The organism is Calothrix sp. 336/3, assembly GCF_000734895.2.
GTDB lineage: Bacteria > Cyanobacteriota > Cyanobacteriia > Cyanobacteriales > Nostocaceae > 336-3.
The window spans coordinates 6,034,049-6,054,542 of sequence record NZ_CP011382.1; the positions used below are offsets into that span (position 1 = coordinate 6,034,049).

Below are 20,494 nucleotides of genomic sequence, written 5' to 3' on the forward strand. Positions count from 1 at the left end.
TATTGTTTCGCTGCTTTTAATATACGAAGTTTGTTGGGTCTGCATCGCAGACCCAATATTTTTCGGTGTTGCGGCTTAAATGCTATGAGAGTAATGGGTAATTGTATACATCATTCGCAGTGCAAGTTGTCAAAATAGTTACTGGTAATTTTTTTAGCACTGGTGAAAGAGAGTTTCTAGGTAGACACGGGCAGCACGGCGATCGCTATCACTATTTTGCAACAAAAACAAAGACAGAGCGGCTGTCAATACACGATTTTGATCCCAGTCAGGGTGCTTATCTAGATAGGTTTTAAGAGATTCGTGTAGGTTTTCGGGGATTTCTGTAAAAATGCTGACTGTTGTGTTCATGAGAGTCTTCTCCTTGGACATCCATCATTAATGGAAAACTTGTTTGTGGTGAGCCATCCTGAAGGAACACACAAACCCTTGCTTGGGCGATAATCTGCGGCAACAGCGAAAGGTTTTTCATAGAAACGCAGAGGCAGAAAATAAAGGCAAGCCGAATAATTGTGCGTCAAAAGGGGGTAGGTTTGTCAATGCTGCGAAATGTTAAGAATTCATTTAGCAAAAATTCACACTTACGAAAGTATAAGGGTTAAGCAGGATTTTTTGTTATATTTCTTCAAGAAAACTCAGTCCACGAAAAAGGATGTTGCACAGAAGACAATATCCCCAATATTGCTGCAAAGGCTTGCAATTGCGTGTAAACCCTGTGGAAAACTACCCAGGAAATTGTGGAAAGTCTGTGGAATCAGTGAGGAAAAGTATCCAAAATGATAAGAATTACAAAAACAATTTAGGAAATTTACCCAGAAACATTCAAACAGACTACTCCATTGTTCTCACCGTCACAACTTGAGGGGGTGTGGAATCTGGTGGATAAATTACGTTTAATTGCACATTGCGCCGAGAATTTCCTGGCATGGTTAACTTAATTAAGGGTTCCAAAACCTGTCCTGTCCGATGCCATAGATGGACATAGCGCGTCACCTCCTTGCCTGCATCATTGGTGTAGCGCACCCTTACCGTACCTCGAAAAAAGGGAAAATCTAGAGACGGTTTACGGAATTTAATTCCACCTTGGGAAAGCTTATCTTCCTTGAGGGGAGTTTCTAAAGTCACGCTTACGGTTTGTGTTTGTTTTGTGGAGTTAATTAGAGGCATCACCAGATTATATTCCACACAGTAGTTACCATGGGCTTCATAGGCAGTATCCCCGTACCGTACCAACATTTTTGCTGTTTGCTTCTGCTCCGTACCCAATCTGCCTCCCCGCAACGTCACCAAGGGATAGGATATCGCCTTACCTGGGTTGGGAATCGTGAGATTTTTCGCTGCGGCATTGTCAGTAATATTACTTATCCACTGAGAGCCTTCAGATACACCAGCAACTCTACCATAGATTAACTGACCTCCTGTCGCATCGGGAGGAGTGGGAATTTTATCACGGGGTCCAGCAAAACTACCAGTATCTAGTAAGGTTTGCCATTCTTTCAGGGTAGGAGCGCGATCGCCCTTGGGACTGACTGGCAACTTATTCCCGGAAGTGGGGGTTTTCTTGGCAAACATCGCCATACTCGCAATGTATACTTTACCACTACTTTTCATCCGCATAAAGCTAGAACGCCCATTGACTGGCTTTTCTAAATTTCGCACAGGTATAGGATGATTCAATAACATCCGACTTTGCCCTGGGGGAATAACTAGCTTGCTAGGAAAATCCTTTTGTCGCACACCCCGTAAAACATCTGCAACAGCCCGCGCACCGGGACCAGAAAAGGTTTTACCATCATTATTATCAATATAGGGTGCTAGGGTGACAAAGGGAGCTTCAGTCATCAAATAACTAGCTGCTTGCGGAATATTCACAGTGACAGCTTGTTTGTTGGGATTGTGGAGCATCACCCCAATGTATAGAGTCTGTAAATCCTTGGGAGTGTGGGTATAGTGGTGGGCAAATAAATCAAATCTGCCTTGGAAAGGAAAATTTAAGTGAGCAGTTGGTGTTTTTTTGCCCTTACCAGGAAAGGTTGAGAGGAGAATTCCCTCGTTTTTAATCCACTCCGGACTATTACTGTTAAACACAGGGATATTATCTAATTTACCCGGCAAAGGTCGAACTTCCCCCGACTGGACAATTTCCTGGGGTCGAGGTTTAGGTGTATTCTGAGTCAGTAGAGACGCTTTGCTGTGGCTACTAAAACTCAACCCGAAAACCGTGAGGGATAGGGGAATGAATAATTTTGGAATTGACTTTACTGACATTGTTGGTACTTTTAGTTACTCTAGACTATGTGATTTTCCTGATACCAACCAATTATAATTTGACTGTCCGATAACTTGGAGACGACTCTGTAGTAGATAAGTGAAGAACCCTGTGAGAGCTAATTGTATACCTAGCATAGATAAAACTAGAGTTATCGATATGCTATCTTCTGGGGGATAAAGACTCAGTAGAGGTGCAGTAATTGAAGATAACCAGAGGAAATAAGCAGGTTCTCGAGCACTACCAAAAAATGTAGAAGCTAGGGCGATTGGTAAAATGATTAAGCCAGAAATCACCCCGAATGTCCAGTAAATTCTTTGAGAGGATTTCATCAGGAGCAATAGTTGAGCTAATGCGGTGTAGAGCATTGCTAAACTCACCGCAAACCCGATTGCGTAAATACTATTGATGAATTCTTTAGAATTAGATGAATATAAAAAAGTAGAAATTATCAGGGGTGTAGTTGCTATCGCAGAAATAATGGCGATCGCTACCGTTGCCGGACTTTTTTCTCCCCAAATTAAATCCCATACAAGAGAGTTTGATTTTACCCTTGTTTCTTCACTGAGATGACGATAACGTGCCCAATCAGCTAAAGTTTGCCGATGTGGTAAGGTTGCTATCATCAAATACAAAAGTAAGAGAAAATCTAAAAATAATAAGTATGAAATATTCTCTCTAAAAAAATATTCTGCGGTGAAATCACTAAAGCCGATAGTAAAAAATACAAAATAAAGCATCAAACCATAGCTGTGTCTCTTCGACAACATAGTTCCTTGCGGATTGCTATAGATACGCTTTAAGGATATCCAGTTAATACCAGAAAAAACTAGATAATTGACAACCACTAACCCAACCACAAGCAGATAATTATTATCTAAATTTATCTGGAGCCAGTGAGAATCTTCCCAAATACTACTAGGATATATGAGTGAATAATTATTTAGGCGGAAAAAAGAAGTGAGATGTAAGTGGGGAATCTGAAAAAATGGGTTCAAAAACCGCAAGTAATTCATACTATAAATACTACTTGCATGATTGAAAAACATTTGTGTGGAGGTTAAAAAACCCAACACCAATCCGCTAGTCAACCACTCCTGGAAACCACCTAACCAAGAAGTCACTAAACCACATATTAAAGCAGTACTAAAGTAAAAACAGATAGCTGTGACAACTACAGCATAAAAACCCAGCAATTCAATGGGAGCAATTCCCCCACCTAAACCTGTGTATATATGGAGGGGTAAAGTCAAAACGACTCCCAAAGATACCAAAATTGGCACACCGATAAACTTCCCCAAGAAAATACTTTCAGGTTTTTGAGGAGTCAATCGGAGAAAGTTTAATGTTTCCCGACGTTGCTCGGTAGATAAATCATTAACTAGTAAGTAAACTCCCAAAGCTAGCAAAGTATAGCAAGCGATTATACTTAGCCAAGCGAATACATCTAAATTCCATAATTGCCAGTTAACAATAATACTACCATCAGGATTTCTTAAACAACTGATTAATCCTTTTTCAATACTACCTGTACAATATTTATTAAATTCCTCAAAATCACTTTTATTGCTAATAGCAATTGGTAATTGGCTTTGAAAAAATAACCAAATAATCATCTGCCATACGCAAGATACAACCAGCACCACGAAAATATTTTTAGTATTTAAATGCCCCTTTAACTCTCGAAATAGTTGAGGATTAATATTACCAATCCTATCTAATATGTTTTCTAGCATTGCTGATATATCTCTTGAAAATAGTTTTGCTTCAATCTGCATGACTGCATAAAAATACTATTGAAAAATACAGGAACGTATACACATCCCTGCATTTCTGAAATTACCCAATATCAAATTCTAACTTGTGGCTAACAAGGCTTTTGTTGCTGATTCTCCAGCTAATTTAATTTGCTTGGTGACTTGAATATTGAAGAATACCAAAACACTAAACTCAGCGATGATGGCAGTGACAATACTTGATATGCCTGCGTATTCTAATCCTGCCCATGGGAAGCTAGATAGCAACCATAACAGAGGGTTTTCTTGAGGTGAAATTCCTAATACGGAAACTATCACAGGTGGTACAAACATCGCTGCACCCACAGTACCGATCGCCCAAAAAGAACGCTTGTTTGTCTTCATCAATAGCATTCTTTGAGCCAAGGTAGTATAAATCATCATCACATTGATGAATAAAATTATACCAATCATTACTTTGAATGTACTCAGGGTGGTTAGCCACTTCATTGAGTGAACATACTTAGTACTCAAAACTGGTGCAGATATCATCCAGATAGCCATGGGTAAAGTCATCATGATTAAATTCACTACCATGGCTAATTGCACTGGGCTTTTTTCGCTCCAAAGCAAATCTTTGAACAGAGAATATTGCCAAATACTTTGATTGCTAGCAAAGTTTTGATGTCTGTATCTTGCCCAATCTTGAATTGCTTGACGGTGGGGAGCAAGCAAAGCTATTAAGGTGAAGGCAAGCAGAATATTCACAGAAAATATAGATAATAGATTCTGTGTTACTTGATAATTGAAATCATATTTGCAGGGATTGGTATTGTAGGTGTCACACCAATGTTGATTATATTGAATCGTAAAACCCCACAGTGCTAACTGAAATGTTGCCATTAAAGCATAGCTTTGCCCTTTACTAAATAGGGATGTATTTGGGTTGCGGAAACGACGCTCTAAACCTTGCCAACACCAATAGGTTCCTATGCCGTAATTCACCAAATGGAAGCCAATTAGGGTAATTAAACTTTTGCCAATGGGAATATAGAAAAACTGAAGAGTTTCTAAGGACTGCTGACTATTATATCTATTGTAGCTATATAGATTGGGAAAGAGATAGGCAGCCAAATTGAGGGGGCTGAGAAGTTGCAACCAGGCTAGAGCATGATTAAATTCCCGACTGTATAACATTGTCAAGGTAAAAAATAGAAATACCATGACTGCACCGCTACCTAGCCAGGGCTGAAAACCTCCGAGAAAACGAGTTGCTAAACTGAATAGAAGGGCAGCACTGTAGAAGAAAACACAGCTACCAATTAGAACTAGATAGAAAGAAAGGACATAACTGAAGGCAATTTTTGCCCCACGTCCAGCCACTAAATGTAAAGGAATTGCCGCAGCAATGGTGAGATAGGTTAAAATGGGTACACCTAACATCTTGCCAGCTAAAATACTAGCTTCTGATTGCGGTGTCAGGCGAAGAAAGTTGAGAGTTCCCCGTCTTTCTTCCTGTGCCAAATTATTAATTAATTGGTAGGTTCCAGCAATCAAAAGTGTGAAAATAAATACCACACTTAAGGACAAAAAGATGTATTCCCAATGGTCACGCCACCATAATGCCATATTGATTTGGTCTGGGGGGCAACTTTCGGAATAGTAGAATTTATTTAGGGATGTTTGTCTACTTTGAACCTGTTCTAACTGCTCTTTGAAAAGTTTGACTTTCTCGGAGTCAAAAAACTGTTTGCTACTGAAATGTAGTAGTTGTTTGTTGACTTGATGGTACTGAGCAGAAAGGTCATTAAGTTGTTGCTGATATTCTTTGCTGAGATTGCAGTAGACTCCAGAAAGACCATAGACTCTACCAGGTAATTCTCGCAGTTGATAGAGAAATATGACTAACTGGGTTAAACCAGAAATAATCAGAGAGAGGGCAACCGGAAACACTTTGAGACGACCTTTGATTTCTCGTAGCATTTGTGGATTCCAGTCGCCGATTTTATCGACTAGATTTTGCATCATAGATTATTTAGTAGTTTGATGGAATTGAACATTAACCGATAAAAAATCGGGTTTTTATTGATGGTAGAGACGCTAACCTGAAAAATCTTCCATCCATTGGGGACTTAGGATGCTTGTTTATGACCTAGTTTGAGGAAAATGGTTTCTAAGTCTTCTTGGGTGCAATGGAATTCTGTTAGGGGTATATCAGCGTGGATCAGGTTGCGGAGCAAGTCCGCACAGTCTTCTTGTTTGCCGGAAAAATTGACTCGAATTGTGGTTTTTGTGGATAGAACTTCCCACTCTTCCACAAAGGGGCAGTTTTTTAACTCTGCAATGAGTATATCTATTTTTCCCAGAGCAGAGATGAGAATTTGTTGCCGAGATAGTCTTTGATATAGCTGATTGAGGGATGTACTTTCTACTAAGCAACCTAATTCCATAATCCCCACAGATGAGCAAAGTTCTGCTAAATCGCTGAGTACGTGGGAGGAAATGAGGATTGTCATTCCTGCTTCTTGAAGAACTTTAATAATTTCCCGAAACTGCATCCGGGCAATGGGATCGAGTCCGGATACTGGTTCATCTAAAAGAAGGAGAATTGGTTCGTGGATAATGGTTCGAGCTAAACTTAAACGTTGTTTCATCCCCCGTGACAGGGTAGAAATTCGACTATTACGTTTATTTCCTAACTGAATGAGTTCGAGAACATCATGTAAACGCTGGGTGCGTCGGGGTTCTCGCAAGCGATAGAGACGGGCAAAATAGTCTAGGTAGTCCCAAACTGTTAGTTCTTCGTAGAGGGGGTAGTCATCGGGTAAGTAACCTAAACGACGTTTGAGGGTAGGATTGGAACGATCGCGCATTAGGCGATCGCCATTAATATAAATTTCCCCTGTAGTTGGTTCCTCAGCTGCTGCTAACATCCGAATTAATGTGGTTTTTCCAGCACCATTCGGACCGATTAACCCGTATACTTCACCTGACTGAATTTCTATATCGATATTATTAACAGCAACGTGTCTGTCAAATTGTTTTGTTAATCCGGTGGTGCGAATCGCTAATTCCTGTACCATAGCTGGAAGCTTACAGCTGATATTTTACAACTAACCTAGCCTCTGCCTACAGGGTTTGTCAGGTTCGTTTCGGAAATGGAAACCGAATTTATCAAAACTTGATATTTTATCCGTGTACGTAGTCGGGAAAATCTTAATTTCAAATTGCGTTTTGTTGTAGTAGTTTCAGGATAACGAGATAGCTACAATAAATAATGAGTTGTGAATTAAGCCTTAAAACCTTACGGGATAAGAGGAGTTTTTAATTTATATCAGGTGTCAATTAGTAAAAGAGACTGCGGTAAGCCTGATACGCATTTAAGTTTGTATAAAAAATAGGTAAAATATTTGTCTTGTAATTACAGGGATTTACGATAGATCACAATATATTCTGAGTTGGTGACAGTGGCGATCGCATCTCCACAGAAATAAATTGTTTACCACAAGTTCTTCTTTCTAGAAATCGATAATCGCAAGGCGTTCGCCAAAGGCAGCTCTTCTTAGAGCATTGTGGAAGATAAATCTTAACAACGCATCATCCTAAAATTTACCCTTCCACTTCAGCTAATGCTTCGAGATGAAAAGCTAGATTATTCAGTGCTAGCTGAATTTCAGTACTGTAAGCAATGCTTCTCCACCTGGGGGATGTGGCGTTATCCATGGCAGTTGTATCTAAGTATCGTGCAAAAACTATCAGTTTGGCAGAGTCTGTTTCGGCTGAAGCCAAATTTTCTAGAAATTCTTGAGATGTCATAAGGTTGGCAAAGTATCTAAACGACGAGAAATTTTCATCACCTATCAGAGTAATTGTTGCAATTTTCCAAGTCTGTTCAAATCCTCATATTTTCATCATCTCTAGAAATCCATCCCCATCCTCTGGTAATAGCCACCTTCAGTCAACACCTGGAGTATTTTTCTTTTTCTATCTCTTAAATGTACGGAAATCATCTAAAATCGAAAATCTCCTATGCATCATCCTTTCCACCCATGGCTCACACAATCGTTGTCAAAATTGGCACTTCTAGCCTCACCCAACCGGAAACAGGACAGTTGGCACTCTCTACTATTGCTACCCTCGCGGAAACCCTTGCTGATTTACGACGACAGGGACACCGGGTGATTCTCGTTTCTTCCGGTGCGGTAGGTGTGGGTTGTGCGCGCTTGGGTTTGACGGAACGTCCTAGGGCGATCGCCCTGAAGCAAGCAGTGGCAGCTGTGGGGCAAGGTAGACTTATGCGAGTATACGATGACTTATTTACTACTTTGCAACAGCCAATTGCTCAAGTATTATTAACTAGAAGTGATTTAGTCCAACGCAGTCGTTATTTAAATATCTATAATACTTTTCAAGCTTTACTGGAACTAGGTGTTATCCCTGTTGTAAATGAAAATGATACTGTCGCAACGGAGGAATTAAAATTTGGTGACAATGATACCCTCTCTGCCCTAGTTGCCAGTTTAGTACAAGCTGATTGGCTATTTCTGCTCACCGATGTCGATCGCCTCTACTCTGCTGACCCCCGTTCTGTACCCGATGCTCAACCCATCTCCTTGGTGAATAGTCTCCAGGAATTAACTGATTTACAAGTACAAACAGGAACTCAGGGTTCCCAATGGGGTACGGGGGGAATGGTGACAAAAATAGCTGCGGCAAGAATCGCGATCGCTGCGGGTGTCAGAACTGTGATTACCCAGGGAAGACAACCTCGAAACCTGGAAAAAATCATTGGTGGTGAAACCATTGGAACTCATTTTGCTCCCCAACCAGAGCCAACTTCTGCCCGTAAACGCTGGATTGCCTATGGCTTACTCCCCACAGGTAAACTGTATTTAGATGGCGGTGCAGTCCAGGCGATCGCATCTGCGGGTAAATCTCTCCTGGCTGCGGGAATTACTAATATAGAGGGAGAATTTGATACTCAAGATGCGGTGCAACTCTGTGACAGAGATGGTAACGAAATTGCTAGGGGATTAGTTAATTACAATAGCGAAGAACTACAAAAGATTCGTGGCAAACGTTCCAGCGATATTCCTCTAATTCTCGGTTATGCAGGAGCTGAAACGGTTATCCACCGAGATAATTTAGTTTTGGTCTAGATTCACAAACCTTGCTCACCAAAGTATCGTTAACTTTAATTAACGATATATCGCGATAGGTCTATAATCAGAATATCAAGTAACAAAGGGAAAATTTTGTTTATGTTAATGCATCCTTTTTTCGCCCCTCCCTTTCATCCTCCCTTCTTTGGTATGGGTTGTGATGATAGACGACGCGGCAAGAAATTTCGTGGTTTCCCCATGGGAGATTGGAAAGATGAACAGCGAACTCCCCGTGGTGATATTAAATACATACTGTTGACATTGCTGGCAGAGCAGCCCCGTCACGGTTATGAGTTAATTAAAGAATTAGAAGCAAGATATGCAGGTTTCTGGAAACCTAGTCCAGGTTCCGTTTATCCGACTTTACAATTACTAGAGGAAGGAGGTTATCTAATTTCCGAGCAAGTTCAAGGCAAACGGGTATACACAATTACCGATGCTGGGCAAGAATTACTAGCAGAGCGGGGCGATCGCCCGACATGGATGAATCGCAGAGAACAACCCCAGGAACTCATGGAATTACAAAAAGCCATGACTGATGTTGGTGCTGCGGTAATGCAAGTTGCTCGCAGTGGTAATTCACAACAAATTGCCAGGGTGAAGGAACTTTTGAATCGTGTCAGACGTGAAGTTTACGGAATTTTGGCAGAAGATGACTCACAGCAATAATCCCTAGGATTCGATAAATTGAAAACCCAAAAAACCAGGTTCACTCAAAATCCAGTTTTTTGGGCTATTTTCTCTATCACCCCAGTTTTTACCCAGATGCCAGATGTTAATCTCTTCCTGCAATACCTCACAATGCTTCTGGAGGTGAAATATCAGCACCAATGGTAATACCTGCATTACTTGATTGAATACCTGGTTTTCCTACGGGTTCTGATTTTTGGGAAGAATCCGAAACCGATGGTGTTGTCGGAGTCGATGCATTATTCATTAAACGATTTGCTTCCCCCTGTTGAGACATGAAAGATAATCCACCCACCGTACCAGCGACTAAAGCGGTATAACCAACATATAAATGTATGGGATTAATCTCAAATCCCAACTTACTACCGGAATTATTTTTAGACTGATACCAAGTCGGTAACACTGATTTAACTTGTTCAGAAGTAGGCAAAGTTGCAGCTAAAGCTGTACCATTCATCCCCAAAGCATTACCCATTACCCGAATGAAACCGCGAACGAAAACATCCTCTGGCAATACATCCCAGTTCCCAGTTTCCACAGCTTCCATTTGATGTACAGGAACATGAGTATAAATGTTCAACTGATATAGAGAAAGTCCTTGAGACTCCCTAGCTTGCTGAAGTTTCTGCCCAATTTCTTTTAATGAATCTACACGTTTTTGTGCAGCAATTTGTGCTATCTCAGTTTTAGAAACTTTCTTTTTGCGCAACCATTTTGCTTGTGTGCGAGCCGAGCTATTATTGCTAGTATTTTTTCCTAGAGAATCAGAAGTTTTGGTCACGATAGGTAACTCTGTTAACTGCTTATTCTCTGTTGTGGTGTGAAATTTAGCACTTGTCAAGCACTGAGATAAATCTCCTTGGGACTCAGGAGTAGAAGTAGATATATTGGGTGCCGATTCTGTTGCCTGGTTAAGTACAGAATTTTTTGCGTATTGTTGAGCAAACTGCCGAAAAGCCAAGCCAATAGCCTCACGACTCACCGCTTTAAATAACTGTTTTGCCTGGTCTGCGGAATCTCCCAAAAGCTTTTGGGCGTTAGCTAAGGCGCGACGATAGGCTGGACTGCGGTGTAATTCTGCCTCAATTTCACCTAGCAGCGATCGCAGTTCATCTTGAGAAATTTCAATTGTGGAATTGCCTAGAATTTTCAAATGATATACGGGTGCAGTAGTCATTTTATAAATCTCTTTTAGGGGGGTTAGGTAAGTCTGTCTTGTCTGTGTAATTTATTCCGTTCTTAACTGATTATTCCGGAATATTATGTACGATTATTGTACAGATTTGCAATAAAGTTTATGACATATGGATATTAAAGCATCTCTCAATTTTTTACCGATAAATTAAAATGTTTTCATGATAATTTGCATGACTTATCAAGTCACTATCTCTGGAATCTCAATATTCAAAGCATCCAAATAAGTAGAGTTTCGTTAAATTCTATATCGCCCTGTGTAGATTTAAGTATGTGATACCCATAGACAGTATTGTGATAATTCTATGATTATTTCGATGACAATAATTTCATTTTTCTATTTTCTCCATAGTTCTCTGAGTTGATAAATAAAATTAAGCGATACCTATTGTCACAAAAATTTCATATCTCCATTTTCTCAGACAATTTCACACAAATTCTAACAACGATTCAAATCATGGAATTTTTGTCAAGTCAAGATTAATTAATTGCACATTAATTCTGAGGGATTTATATCATTTTCTTCCCTGAAAAGTTGTCAATTACAGTTGATGTTATCAACACCAACCATATCTTGCTGATGATAAGAATAGATTGATAGATGTATCTGATGTATTCGCCAGTGGGAAATCATGCTCAGGATAAATTGCAAAAATGAAAAAACTTTTTACCCTGTTTCCAAACCTATAGCCCTTTTAAACCAGACGGGATTTCATTTATCCAATTTTAGAAAGCAGATGCAACAGCAGATGGATTTAAGAATTTATCTACAGTCCATAAGTTCCCTAAATACAGAAAATAGTACTCAGATATTTACTTAGGTTCTACTGACATCTTCAGAGATGAATATTATACTTATATTAGCTTGATATTTCCAACGGATACGGAGAATTTACTGATAAGACTTTACCTGTTGAATAAAACTATCTAAAGTCTGTAAGTATTTATCCGCAGCTATTTCTGCGATGTTGTTATGTTCAGCACCTGGAACTAGTAATAGTTTTTTTGGTTTTGATGCCGCAGTATAAAGACGTTCACTCATAAAAGCCGGGACAGTTGTATCTGCGCTGCCATGAATGAATAGAACTGGCATTTTCAATTTGGGAACTTTTTTTATAGACTCAAAACGCTGTGTCAGGATTAAATCGACTGGAAATATCCCAAAATGTTTCCGATGGGCAATTATGTCACGAATAGAGGTAAAAGAGGATTCTACAATCAGTCCTGCGGCTTGTGGGCATTTGACAGCTAAATCAATGGCGATCGCTCCTCCTAGGGAATGACCATAAATCCAAATTTGCCCAGGATTGATTTTTTGCTCCTGTGTCAAGTAATTCCAAGCAAATGCCGCATCTTCATACACCCGTGTTTCATTGGGAAATCTTCCTTGACTACGACCATAACCACGATAGTCAATTAATAATACAGAAAATCCCTGTTGATGAAATCGATAAGCATGGCTAAGATTGGCACCAATATTGATACCATTACCATGGAGATACAATATTACCTTACTGTCATCTTCCTCACCTTTAATCCACCAACCATGAATGTATTCTTTTTTGCTAGCACTATTCAGTATAGATACCCATACATCTTGATAGGGTAAATTAAATAACTCTGGTGTTTTTTCAATACTAGAAGTTGGAAAAAAAATCAGCCTTGATTGGTAAAAAAATAGAAGTATGGTAACAGCACAGTAAACTAGCACTAGGACACTTACTAACCACCTCAGTATGAGAGAGATAGAATGTAATTTATGTTGCAGATTCCTGAACATTCCTCAAGTATTTATCGATACAAAAACGCCAACCACAGCATAGCTGAGATATTTGATAATTAATAATACTTATCAAAAAATTATTAGTGTATAACATAATGATACAGAACACCGGATACCAGGAGCAGGCAGTGAATTCCTTCAATGATGCTCAACAGGAGCAACTTAAAGAAATAGGGGAACACCTCAGAAAAGTTAGAGAAGAAAAGTCTATTCGTCTGGAACAAATTGCTGCACAAACACTAATTCGCTTAATTTTTTTACAGGCTTTAGAAGAAGGTCGTTTTGAAGATTTACCAGAACCCATCTTTGTTCAAGGCTTTATCAAGCGTTATGGTGATGCCTTAGGTTTAGAAGGTACGACCTTAGCTAAAAATTTTGCGATTAACTTTTTTCTCCTGGATTCGGATAGTCAAAATATCTCTGTTTCGAGTAAACCCAGTTTTCACATACCCTTAATCGTTCCTTATTCTTTGCTCTTAGCTGCTGCATCTTTAGGATTATTTTATTTACTCAACTTGCAGCAGAGGAATGAACAAGTATCTCAAACCAAAACCGTCAGAACTATAGCTAAATCTCCTCAAAAACCAGTAACTACACCAAAAGCTCCAGTTGAACCCCAAACTATTGTTTCTCCTACTGCTCCCATTGCTTCACCCCCAGTTGTCTCTACAGCCTCACCTACAGTCCCACCCTTAAATACTCCTACCCCTGAATCCACGTCTGCCAACACCCCCGTAGAAGTCACTTTGCAATTGCAAGAGCAATCATGGTTGCGCATCAAAATAGATGGGAAAATTGCTTTTGAAGGTGTGATGAATAAGGGTGATAAAAAAACTTGGAATGCTCAAAAAGAGTTGACAATTCGCTCTGGAAATGCGGGAGCTGTTTTAATTTCTACTAAGACAGAAGAAGCCAAACCCCTAGGAGATGTTGGTAGTGTTAAACAAGTTACTTTTACTTCCCAGGTGAATAATCAACAATCAACAATCAATAATCAAGAAACAACAGTGAATAACCAGTAGATTATGAATGTTGGTTAGTGATTGTCCTGAGCAATCACCAACCACAAAATCCACCTATAATTGTGGTGTTCGCAAATGCCAATCCGTAGATTGTTCGTAGGCGTGGGCAACTTGAAATAATTGGTCTTCTCGTAATACGTTACCAATGAGTTGTAAGCCAATAGGTAAACCCTGGGCATCAAAACCACAAGGAACGCTCAAACCAGGCAACCCTGCCAGATTTACAGGAATTGTCATCAAATCGTTCAAATACATACTTAGAGGATCGGTGGTTTTTTCCCCTGCTCTGAAAGCTGTAGTTGGGGCAGTCGGACAAGCTAAGATATCAACCTTGGCGAATGCCTGTTCAAAATCTTGTTTGATTAATGTTCGCACTTTCTGCGCTTTCAGATAATAGGCATCGTAGTAGCCAGCAGACAATGCGTATGTACCAATCATGATCCGACGTTTAACTTCCGCACCAAAACCAGTGGCACGGGTATTGGTGTACATAGAAATCAGGTTATCCGTATCTGGGGCACGGTAGCCATATTTTACGCCATCATAGCGAGCAAGATTAGCAGATGCTTCACAGGGGGCAATAACGTAATAGCTTGGTAAACCATAGCGGAAATTAGGACAGGATACAGTTTGAATCTCTGCACCTAATTCTTGTAATTTTTCAATGGCTTTAGCCACAGCTGCGCTGACAACTGGATCTAAACCACTGGCAAAAGTTTCTTCAATAATACCGATTCTGATTTTACGCCGAGCTTTCAGGTCTGGTTTTAAGCTAATACCATAGTCAGGTATTTCTACTTTCAGGCTAGTTGAATCTTGGGGATCGTAGCCCGCGATCGCGTTCAATAAGATTGCCGCATCTTCCACCGTTCGAGCAAAGGGTCCAATTTGGTCTAAGGAGGAAGCGTAAGCCACTAATCCATATCGAGAAACTAGCCCATAGGTAGGTTTCATTCCCACAACGCCACAGAAAGAGGCTGGTTGGCGAATAGAACCACCCGTATCGGAACCGAGGGATACCACACATTCATCCCCTGCAACTGCGGCAGCAGAACCACCAGAGGAACCCCCTGGAACCCGACTCAAGTCCCAAGGGTTAGCAGTAACTTGGTAAGCAGAGTTTTCCGTGGAGCTACCCATGGCAAACTCATCCAGATTGGTTTTTCCCACCATTACTGCCCCAGCATCTGCTAGTTTTTGCGTTACCGTTGATTCATAGGGTGGAATAAAATTTTCTAGTATCCGTGAACCGCAAGTTGTGGGGATACCCTTGGTACATAAATTATCTTTAATACCAATAGGAATCCCAGCTAATAAACCTATTTCTTCTCCCGCAGCAATTTTGGCATCAACAGCCTTTGCTTGTGCTAGTGCGTGTTCAGCAGTCACACACAAAAAACTATGTAACTTTGGTTCAACTGCTTGGATACGCTCTAGGGCTTCTTGAGTAATTTCCACAGCAGAACGTTCTTTTTTTTTCAGTTGATTATGCAACTTGCGGATGGATGCCATATAGTTGTCTTCTGTAAATAGTATTTGTAAGCCCTGAGTTATGAGTTGAAGAGTAGCTGAAACGGTACTCAAAATTCAATATTTATGACTCTGGACTACTATGAGGACTCAAGTCCCTGATTTTAGTACAGTTTGGCGACTTCTGCCCAGGGATTATTTCAGAGGATGTAGAGGTAATGTGTCGGGTATTGGGAAAAAGCCCTTGAGGGTGGGGTGTCGCCGAGAAAAAGCCTTAAAGGAAAATGTTGTGAACTACGGAATTAGGTCAAAATAGATTCTGGGGGTTGTCAATGGCTTCCCAGGGATATAAACGCGGAGAGTATCCAATCGACACACCCCATTGGTGACTAAATCATTATCATCAGATTCATCCATAAAACAATGGTTAAGGTTATTACACGCAAACTCGCTGATACAGAGAACGTTTATGACATTGGTGTAGAAAATCACCATAATTTTCTGATTAAAAATGGTTTAGTTGCTTCTAATTGCTTTAATAAGTCTCACTCTACCGCCTATGGATATGTTACTTATCAAACAGCATATTTGAAAGCTAACTATCCTCTAGAGTATATGGCGGCACTGCTAACGGCGAATAGTGGTGACACCGATAAGGTACAGAAATATATTGCCACCTGTATTAACATGTCTATTCAGGTGGATCCACCGGACATAAACCGCTCTGGTGTTGACTTTACACCCCTAGGAGACAGAATATTATTTGGTTTTTCGGCTGTACGAAACGTCGGAGCTGCGGCGATCGCCTCTATCCTGGAAGCAAGAGAACAGGGAGGAGAATTTAAGTCTTTAGGTGATTTCTGCGATCGCACTGATTTAGGTGCAGTCAACCGCCGTACTTTACAATCCCTGATTTACTGTGGTGCCTTTGACAAAATTAACTCCAATCGCCAACAGTTAATCAATGACCTCGATTTGGTCTATGATTGGGCACAGTCTCGCGCTAAAGATCGAGCTAGTGGACAAGGAAATCTCTTCGATTTATTTGGTACCGCATTTGCTACTAATAATCCTAGTCCGACACCCAACAGTTTTGAATCTGCTCCCAAAGCTAAACCTGTGCCCGATTTTCCACCCCAGGAAAGATTAAGATGGGAAAAGGAACTCTTAGGCTTTTATGTCTCAGACCATCCCTTAAAAACTATTCGTCAATCTGCAAGAATTCTCGCTCCCATTAATCTTTCCCAAATCGGAGAACAAAAGGAAGATACATTGGTTTGTGCTGTTGTCATGTTGAATAACGTGAAAAAAGTCACCACAAAAAAAGGTGATTCCATGGCTATTCTACAAATAGAAGATTTGACAACCCAATGTGAGGCTGTGGTATTCCCGAAAATTTACGAGCGGGTGAACCTAATTCTACATGTTGACTCTCGATTAATTATCTGGGGAAAAATTGACCGCCGTGACGACCAAGTTCAATTAATTGTGGAAGATGCAGAACCTGTGGAAAGTGTACAAATGGTGATGGTAGAACTTAACCCTCAACAGGCAACCACTATCGAAGAACAACATCGACTTAGAACTATTTTACAGGAACAATCTGGTGATAAGGATAAAGCCAGAGTCCCGGTTATTGGAGTAATTCAGGCAGGAGATTCTCGGAAAATAGTCCGTTTTAATAGACAATTTTGGGTGCAGGATTCTCGTAGTGCTATGCAAGCTTTACAAAATGCCCGTTTCCCAGCTCAAATTCAATTTTTAACTAATACTTAAAATTCTGAACTGGAGCTAAAAGACCTCAATATGGTTAATGAAAGAATATTTTGAGGCACACCTTATCAAGTGAAGCCTACAGGATGTGGGAGAAGTTGAAAATTTCATACCCAGCAGAGTTATTCGTCTAGGGTGGTATAGACTCTAGCATCTCGCTAATCGAGGGAAAATCGAGATTACCTTACCAATACTGTGTATAAATTTTAATCAACAAAAAGAATAGCACTGAAATACGTATATCGTCATCAGTAAATCACCTTATCGAAAATAGGCTGAAAAGCTAGTTTTTCGTTACTTATGCGGATGATGCTCCTATTGAGGAAATGGTATCTTTTGATGCTATGAGGATATATGCAGCAACGAGGGCAAGGAACAAAAACTTAATGACCGTTGATGCGCTAGGTCAATTTGTAGCGTACTGCAAAAAAATTCAACCTCAAACTCAGGAAGATATTAAAAGATTTTTCGAGGGGGTTGTGGGATTTCCTTATGATAAGGAACTCCTTTTGCAAGCATATTTGTTTTTGAATATCAAAGACTTATTTCCGACCTGCGCTGAACTTTTGTTATTTGAAAAGTCTCCTATTGCCGATTACACGGATTTAGGTAAGTGTGATTTCGTCTATCTCACACATGATAATAAACTGTTTTTAATTGAAACAAAATTTATTGATACCGAAGCGACCGGAGCAACAGAAAGAAAAAGGAGGAATAAACATCGAAATAAGGTATTTGAACAAGTTATGACATTGAAAAGCCGCTTTAGTGAATACTGGGATATTCAGTTAAATGAGTTAGAATGTGGAGTCTTTACAACTGATTCTGAAGTCGATTGGCGAGGACTAGATGTCAACGTTACGACTCGTTCTATCTCAATTGACAAATTAGAAAAATGGCGGATAAATTATCATCGCCACTGGTAACCTTTGCTTTACTCTAATTTAAAATTGTCAATTCAGAATTAATTTTTAACCTTTTAAGTTTTTGAATTATCTGAATTTTGAATCTTTGGCTAAGTTCAGGGTCAAGTTTGAGCAAATTTGCTGTCTTGATTCTTGTCATTAAATTGGAATTACAAACCTAAAATTTTGTAATAAATATAGGCTGGGTGGAAGCAAATAAAACCCAATCTACTTATAACTAATTCTAATGCGTTATCTTAGCCTTAACATTCCAAGGCAATAGTAAATTTTGTAGGTGCAAAGCAAAGGCTACACCAACAAATATAAAGCACAATTCCGGAGCAAATTATCAAGTGAAATTAAGTGGAGACGTTACGGTTAAACGTCTCTACAAACCACACTATGACAATTTGTCAGGCAATATTACATTATTTATCCATCCTTGGCGGATTACTCAACAAAACTTAGTACAATTGATACTGCTTACTGATACACACTTCTATTTGTAGGCGTTATGCTGATTTATGTGGCATGAGGCAATTTCTGTCTGTTTGTCAGAATTTTGGACTTTCTCGTTGAAAGCTTCCTGAGAAAAATTTGATGCAGTAGCGCTTTTCCTGATTATCAGCATATAGATGAGGTAGATTCAGGTGTTGTTGAGAACAATATTGGTAGTAATCATCGGTTTTTTACCTTCTCTATTTTCCTTGTGGTTAATGCGAAAAACTCAGGAAAGAAGTCGTTCTCATCTCAGAAGAGTTGCAACAATTAATTCCCAAAGAAGACAGATGATTCACAGTGATACAGGAACAAATACCAGCGATCGCTACTATATCGAAGGTGTAGGTTACCTGATTGGTGATATTAGTTGTCAGTATAATGCCCGTTCTGGCTACTTGCGCTGTGCTGTCAACCCCACTGGTCCCTGTGCAGTCTGTCGCTATTATCAACCGATGGATTGTGAGCAGCAGTCTTCCTAGTACTCAACAAGGGTCAATCAGTAGCAAGCAATGAGTAATTTATTACCAGTCAAAGCTTCCTTTGCGGACTATTAGTACCGCTACGCGGAATGCTCCCTGCGGGAGAGCTATGCTAACGTAATTACTTTGCTGCAAGTGTTTCAGACATTTGGTTTATTTCAGCCGCTCTGCACTAGAAATCAGAGTCGAGATTCATATTCTCCTCCAGGCAGTAGCCTTTATCCCTATCTATTTTTTATTTTTCCAGAGAGATTTTGTCGAGAATCTAATTTCACAAAAATCTAATTCAATCTGCATCTAAGTCAATTTGTGTGTGATTCTAGTGAAGAGTGAATTGTCGCAAAAGAGTGTTCAAAGGTATATCAGTCAAGTATGATAAGTGATGAAACTGTAGATTTTCACCACTTATGAAATACTACAAATGGTTCTGGGATGAACCCTTAGGTGGAGACTTTGATACCTGGGGAACTAGTACTTATTTTTTGGAAATAGGAGATAACTTTTATCCTCTGCGACAGATAGAAATTTACGAGAATGGCAATGTTTTATTTTATGATAGACAGCATTTGTCTGATGAATTTGGAATGTTGTGCGATCAACCGTTCAGAACTCTGGAAATACAGGAATTTGAAATTACCTCAGATGAATTTGAACTGATGTGGAATACACAAGTACCTATCAATCGTTGCGTAAAACATTAGTTGACTGTGGTGAGAATAATCAGATAAGAGTTACTCAGAGCTTAATATTTCGATGTTTTTGTGGCTGTCCAATGGCGATCGCTAGATTGATAAACCCTGAGTTCTCCTAACTGTGTTTGATGTATCAGTTCCTGTATTTCGTCTACAGTGAATGCTGCATGGAGGGAGTCCCGAAATAATTTTCTTTGCTCTTGGTCATAGTCTACACCAATATTATCCACCAAGCTATCTATTGTCGCTTCATCTTGGGGTCGGAACAAATCGCGCAAGAAAACAGCACCATGAGGTTTTAAGACTCTTCCTATTTCCTGGAAAAATGGTAAAGGATTAGGTAAGTGGTGAACCAAACTATTTGATATCACTAAATCAAAGTATGCATCGGGATAGGGCAAATTTTTGGCATCGATTAACTCCAAATGGATTTGTTGTTGTAAACCTACGGACTGGATATTTTGAGCAGCAATTTGCAGCATATTTGCTGCCAAGTCAATAGCGATAATTTGCCATTGAGGACGTATTTGAGCCATTAATATCGGAATACGTCCAGTACCAGTACCTGCATCCAGGACGATCGCTTGTTCTTGAGGATAAAGGGCGATCGCCTCCTGAGCAAAAGCCAGATTAATCTCAGTGAAGTCCATTGCATCATACTCAATAGCTGCTTCTGGAGTATCCATGACTTCGGTTTCTAACACTCTATCCATGATTGTGAGGTGAATGACTGTATGAGAAAAGGAGAATCTTTCCATATGATATAACTAGCCATCTCAAAGTAATCTCAAACAGTTCATAGTTTCAGAATTAGACTC

The 20,494-nt window shown here is 39.8% G+C and carries 17 protein-coding genes; 7 read left to right on the plus strand and 10 right to left on the minus strand.

Translation table 11 applies throughout. The features are described from left to right. Positions 1-153: 153 nt before the first annotated feature. The 6 genes from IJ00_RS25250 to IJ00_RS25280 all read right to left on the minus strand — a co-directional run bounded on the left by IJ00_RS25250 (position 154) and on the right by IJ00_RS25280 (position 7,821). Positions 154-351 carry a DUF2811 domain-containing protein gene (locus IJ00_RS25250; protein WP_035158050.1) on the minus strand — a complete coding sequence of 66 codons (198 nt, stop codon included), beginning with the start codon at positions 349-351 and terminating at the stop codon, positions 154-156. A gap of 480 nt (positions 352-831) precedes the next feature. Further along, on the minus strand, positions 832-2,268 hold the full coding sequence (locus tag IJ00_RS25260; protein ID WP_035158053.1) for a DUF3370 domain-containing protein: 1,437 nt from the start codon (positions 2,266-2,268) through the stop codon (positions 832-834). A 15-nt stretch (positions 2,269-2,283) separates the two neighbouring features. Beyond that, on the minus strand, positions 2,284-4,005 hold the full coding sequence (locus IJ00_RS25265; RefSeq protein ID WP_035158054.1) for a hypothetical protein: 1,722 nt from the start codon (positions 4,003-4,005) through the stop codon (positions 2,284-2,286). 120 nt (positions 4,006-4,125) lie between these two features. Then, positions 4,126-6,033 (minus strand): ABC transporter permease subunit, encoded by a 1,908-nt coding sequence (locus tag IJ00_RS25270; protein ID WP_035158055.1) that lies wholly within the window; start codon positions 6,031-6,033, stop codon positions 4,126-4,128. A gap of 104 nt (positions 6,034-6,137) precedes the next feature. Then, on the minus strand, positions 6,138-7,088 hold the full coding sequence (locus tag IJ00_RS25275) for an ABC transporter ATP-binding protein (protein WP_035158057.1): 951 nt from the start codon (positions 7,086-7,088) through the stop codon (positions 6,138-6,140). Positions 7,089-7,614: 526 nt separating this feature from the next. After that, positions 7,615-7,821, minus strand: coding sequence for a hypothetical protein (locus IJ00_RS25280; protein ID WP_035158059.1), 207 nt, complete (start codon positions 7,819-7,821; stop codon positions 7,615-7,617). Positions 7,822-8,054: 233 nt separating this feature from the next. Between IJ00_RS25280 and proB the strand changes: the two genes are divergently transcribed. Together proB and IJ00_RS25290 are read left to right on the plus strand one after the other, a co-directional pair. Next, a complete protein-coding gene (proB, locus tag IJ00_RS25285; protein WP_035159617.1) occupies positions 8,055-9,164 on the plus strand; it encodes a glutamate 5-kinase in 1,110 nt (369 codons plus the stop codon). A gap of 102 nt (positions 9,165-9,266) precedes the next feature. Further along, positions 9,267-9,836 (plus strand): PadR family transcriptional regulator, encoded by a 570-nt coding sequence (locus IJ00_RS25290; RefSeq protein ID WP_035158060.1) that lies wholly within the window; start codon positions 9,267-9,269, stop codon positions 9,834-9,836. Positions 9,837-9,963: 127 nt separating this feature from the next. Here the strand turns inward: IJ00_RS25290 and IJ00_RS25295 are convergent, their stop codons facing one another. Beyond that, a complete protein-coding gene (locus IJ00_RS25295) occupies positions 9,964-11,034 on the minus strand; it encodes a RodZ family helix-turn-helix domain-containing protein (RefSeq protein WP_035158061.1) in 1,071 nt (356 codons plus the stop codon). 909 nt (positions 11,035-11,943) lie between these two features. Next, the gene (locus IJ00_RS25300; RefSeq protein WP_201782654.1) at positions 11,944-12,831 is read right to left on the minus strand and encodes an alpha/beta hydrolase; all 888 of its coding nucleotides are present in this window, start codon (positions 12,829-12,831) and stop codon (positions 11,944-11,946) included. 98 nt (positions 12,832-12,929) lie between these two features. Here IJ00_RS25300 and IJ00_RS25305 point away from each other — a divergent pair, with 98 nt between their 5' ends. After that, on the plus strand, positions 12,930-13,856 hold the full coding sequence (locus IJ00_RS25305) for a RodZ domain-containing protein (protein ID WP_052754536.1): 927 nt from the start codon (positions 12,930-12,932) through the stop codon (positions 13,854-13,856). A 54-nt stretch (positions 13,857-13,910) separates the two neighbouring features. On the opposite strand, the gene gatA is transcribed toward IJ00_RS25305, so the two are convergent. Then, positions 13,911-15,368, minus strand: coding sequence for an Asp-tRNA(Asn)/Glu-tRNA(Gln) amidotransferase subunit GatA (gene gatA, locus IJ00_RS25310; RefSeq protein WP_035158062.1), 1,458 nt, complete (start codon positions 15,366-15,368; stop codon positions 13,911-13,913). 381 nt (positions 15,369-15,749) lie between these two features. On the opposite strand from gatA, the gene IJ00_RS25315 reads away from it, so the two are divergent. From IJ00_RS25315 to IJ00_RS25330, 4 genes are all read left to right on the plus strand, one after another. Then, a complete protein-coding gene (locus IJ00_RS25315) occupies positions 15,750-17,102 on the plus strand; it encodes an OB-fold nucleic acid binding domain-containing protein (protein WP_035158063.1) in 1,353 nt (450 codons plus the stop codon). 383 nt (positions 17,103-17,485) lie between these two features. Next, positions 17,486-18,025, plus strand: coding sequence for a hypothetical protein (locus IJ00_RS25320; RefSeq protein ID WP_035159624.1), 540 nt, complete (start codon positions 17,486-17,488; stop codon positions 18,023-18,025). 632 nt (positions 18,026-18,657) lie between these two features. After that, the gene (locus IJ00_RS25325; RefSeq protein ID WP_035159627.1) at positions 18,658-18,984 is read left to right on the plus strand and encodes a DUF6464 family protein; all 327 of its coding nucleotides are present in this window, start codon (positions 18,658-18,660) and stop codon (positions 18,982-18,984) included. A gap of 407 nt (positions 18,985-19,391) precedes the next feature. Further along, on the plus strand, positions 19,392-19,685 hold the full coding sequence (locus IJ00_RS25330; protein ID WP_035158064.1) for a hypothetical protein: 294 nt from the start codon (positions 19,392-19,394) through the stop codon (positions 19,683-19,685). Positions 19,686-19,726: 41 nt separating this feature from the next. Here IJ00_RS25330 and IJ00_RS25335 read toward each other — a convergent pair whose 3' ends face one another. Beyond that, positions 19,727-20,389, minus strand: coding sequence for a class I SAM-dependent methyltransferase (locus IJ00_RS25335; RefSeq protein ID WP_035159630.1), 663 nt, complete (start codon positions 20,387-20,389; stop codon positions 19,727-19,729). Positions 20,390-20,494 lie beyond the last annotated feature (105 nt).

What these genes read in the sequence shown, in the direction of transcription:
- IJ00_RS25250 (WP_035158050.1), bottom strand. Translation starts at nt 351, where the DNA reads ATGAACACAACAGTCAGCATTTTTACAGAAATCCCCGAAAACCTACAC.
- IJ00_RS25260 (WP_035158053.1), bottom strand. Translation starts at nt 2,268, where the DNA reads ATGTCAGTAAAGTCAATTCCAAAATTATTCATTCCCCTATCCCTCACG.
- IJ00_RS25265 (WP_035158054.1), bottom strand. Translation starts at nt 4,005, where the DNA reads ATGCTAGAAAACATATTAGATAGGATTGGTAATATTAATCCTCAACTA.
- IJ00_RS25270 (WP_035158055.1), bottom strand. Translation starts at nt 6,033, where the DNA reads ATGATGCAAAATCTAGTCGATAAAATCGGCGACTGGAATCCACAAATG.
- IJ00_RS25275 (WP_035158057.1), bottom strand. Translation starts at nt 7,088, where the DNA reads ATGGTACAGGAATTAGCGATTCGCACCACCGGATTAACAAAACAATTT.
- IJ00_RS25280 (WP_035158059.1), bottom strand. Translation starts at nt 7,821, where the DNA reads ATGACATCTCAAGAATTTCTAGAAAATTTGGCTTCAGCCGAAACAGAC.
- proB (WP_035159617.1), top strand. Translation starts at nt 8,055, where the DNA reads ATGGCTCACACAATCGTTGTCAAAATTGGCACTTCTAGCCTCACCCAA.
- IJ00_RS25290 (WP_035158060.1), top strand. Translation starts at nt 9,267, where the DNA reads ATGTTAATGCATCCTTTTTTCGCCCCTCCCTTTCATCCTCCCTTCTTT.
- IJ00_RS25295 (WP_035158061.1), bottom strand. Translation starts at nt 11,034, where the DNA reads ATGACTACTGCACCCGTATATCATTTGAAAATTCTAGGCAATTCCACA.
- IJ00_RS25300 (WP_201782654.1), bottom strand. Translation starts at nt 12,831, where the DNA reads ATGTTCAGGAATCTGCAACATAAATTACATTCTATCTCTCTCATACTG.
- IJ00_RS25305 (WP_052754536.1), top strand. Translation starts at nt 12,930, where the DNA reads ATGATACAGAACACCGGATACCAGGAGCAGGCAGTGAATTCCTTCAAT.
- gatA (WP_035158062.1), bottom strand. Translation starts at nt 15,368, where the DNA reads ATGGCATCCATCCGCAAGTTGCATAATCAACTGAAAAAAAAAGAACGT.
- IJ00_RS25315 (WP_035158063.1), top strand. Translation starts at nt 15,750, where the DNA reads ATGGTTAAGGTTATTACACGCAAACTCGCTGATACAGAGAACGTTTAT.
- IJ00_RS25320 (WP_035159624.1), top strand. Translation starts at nt 17,486, where the DNA reads ATGACCGTTGATGCGCTAGGTCAATTTGTAGCGTACTGCAAAAAAATT.
- IJ00_RS25330 (WP_035158064.1), top strand. Translation starts at nt 19,392, where the DNA reads ATGAAATACTACAAATGGTTCTGGGATGAACCCTTAGGTGGAGACTTT.
- IJ00_RS25335 (WP_035159630.1), bottom strand. Translation starts at nt 20,389, where the DNA reads ATGGATAGAGTGTTAGAAACCGAAGTCATGGATACTCCAGAAGCAGCT.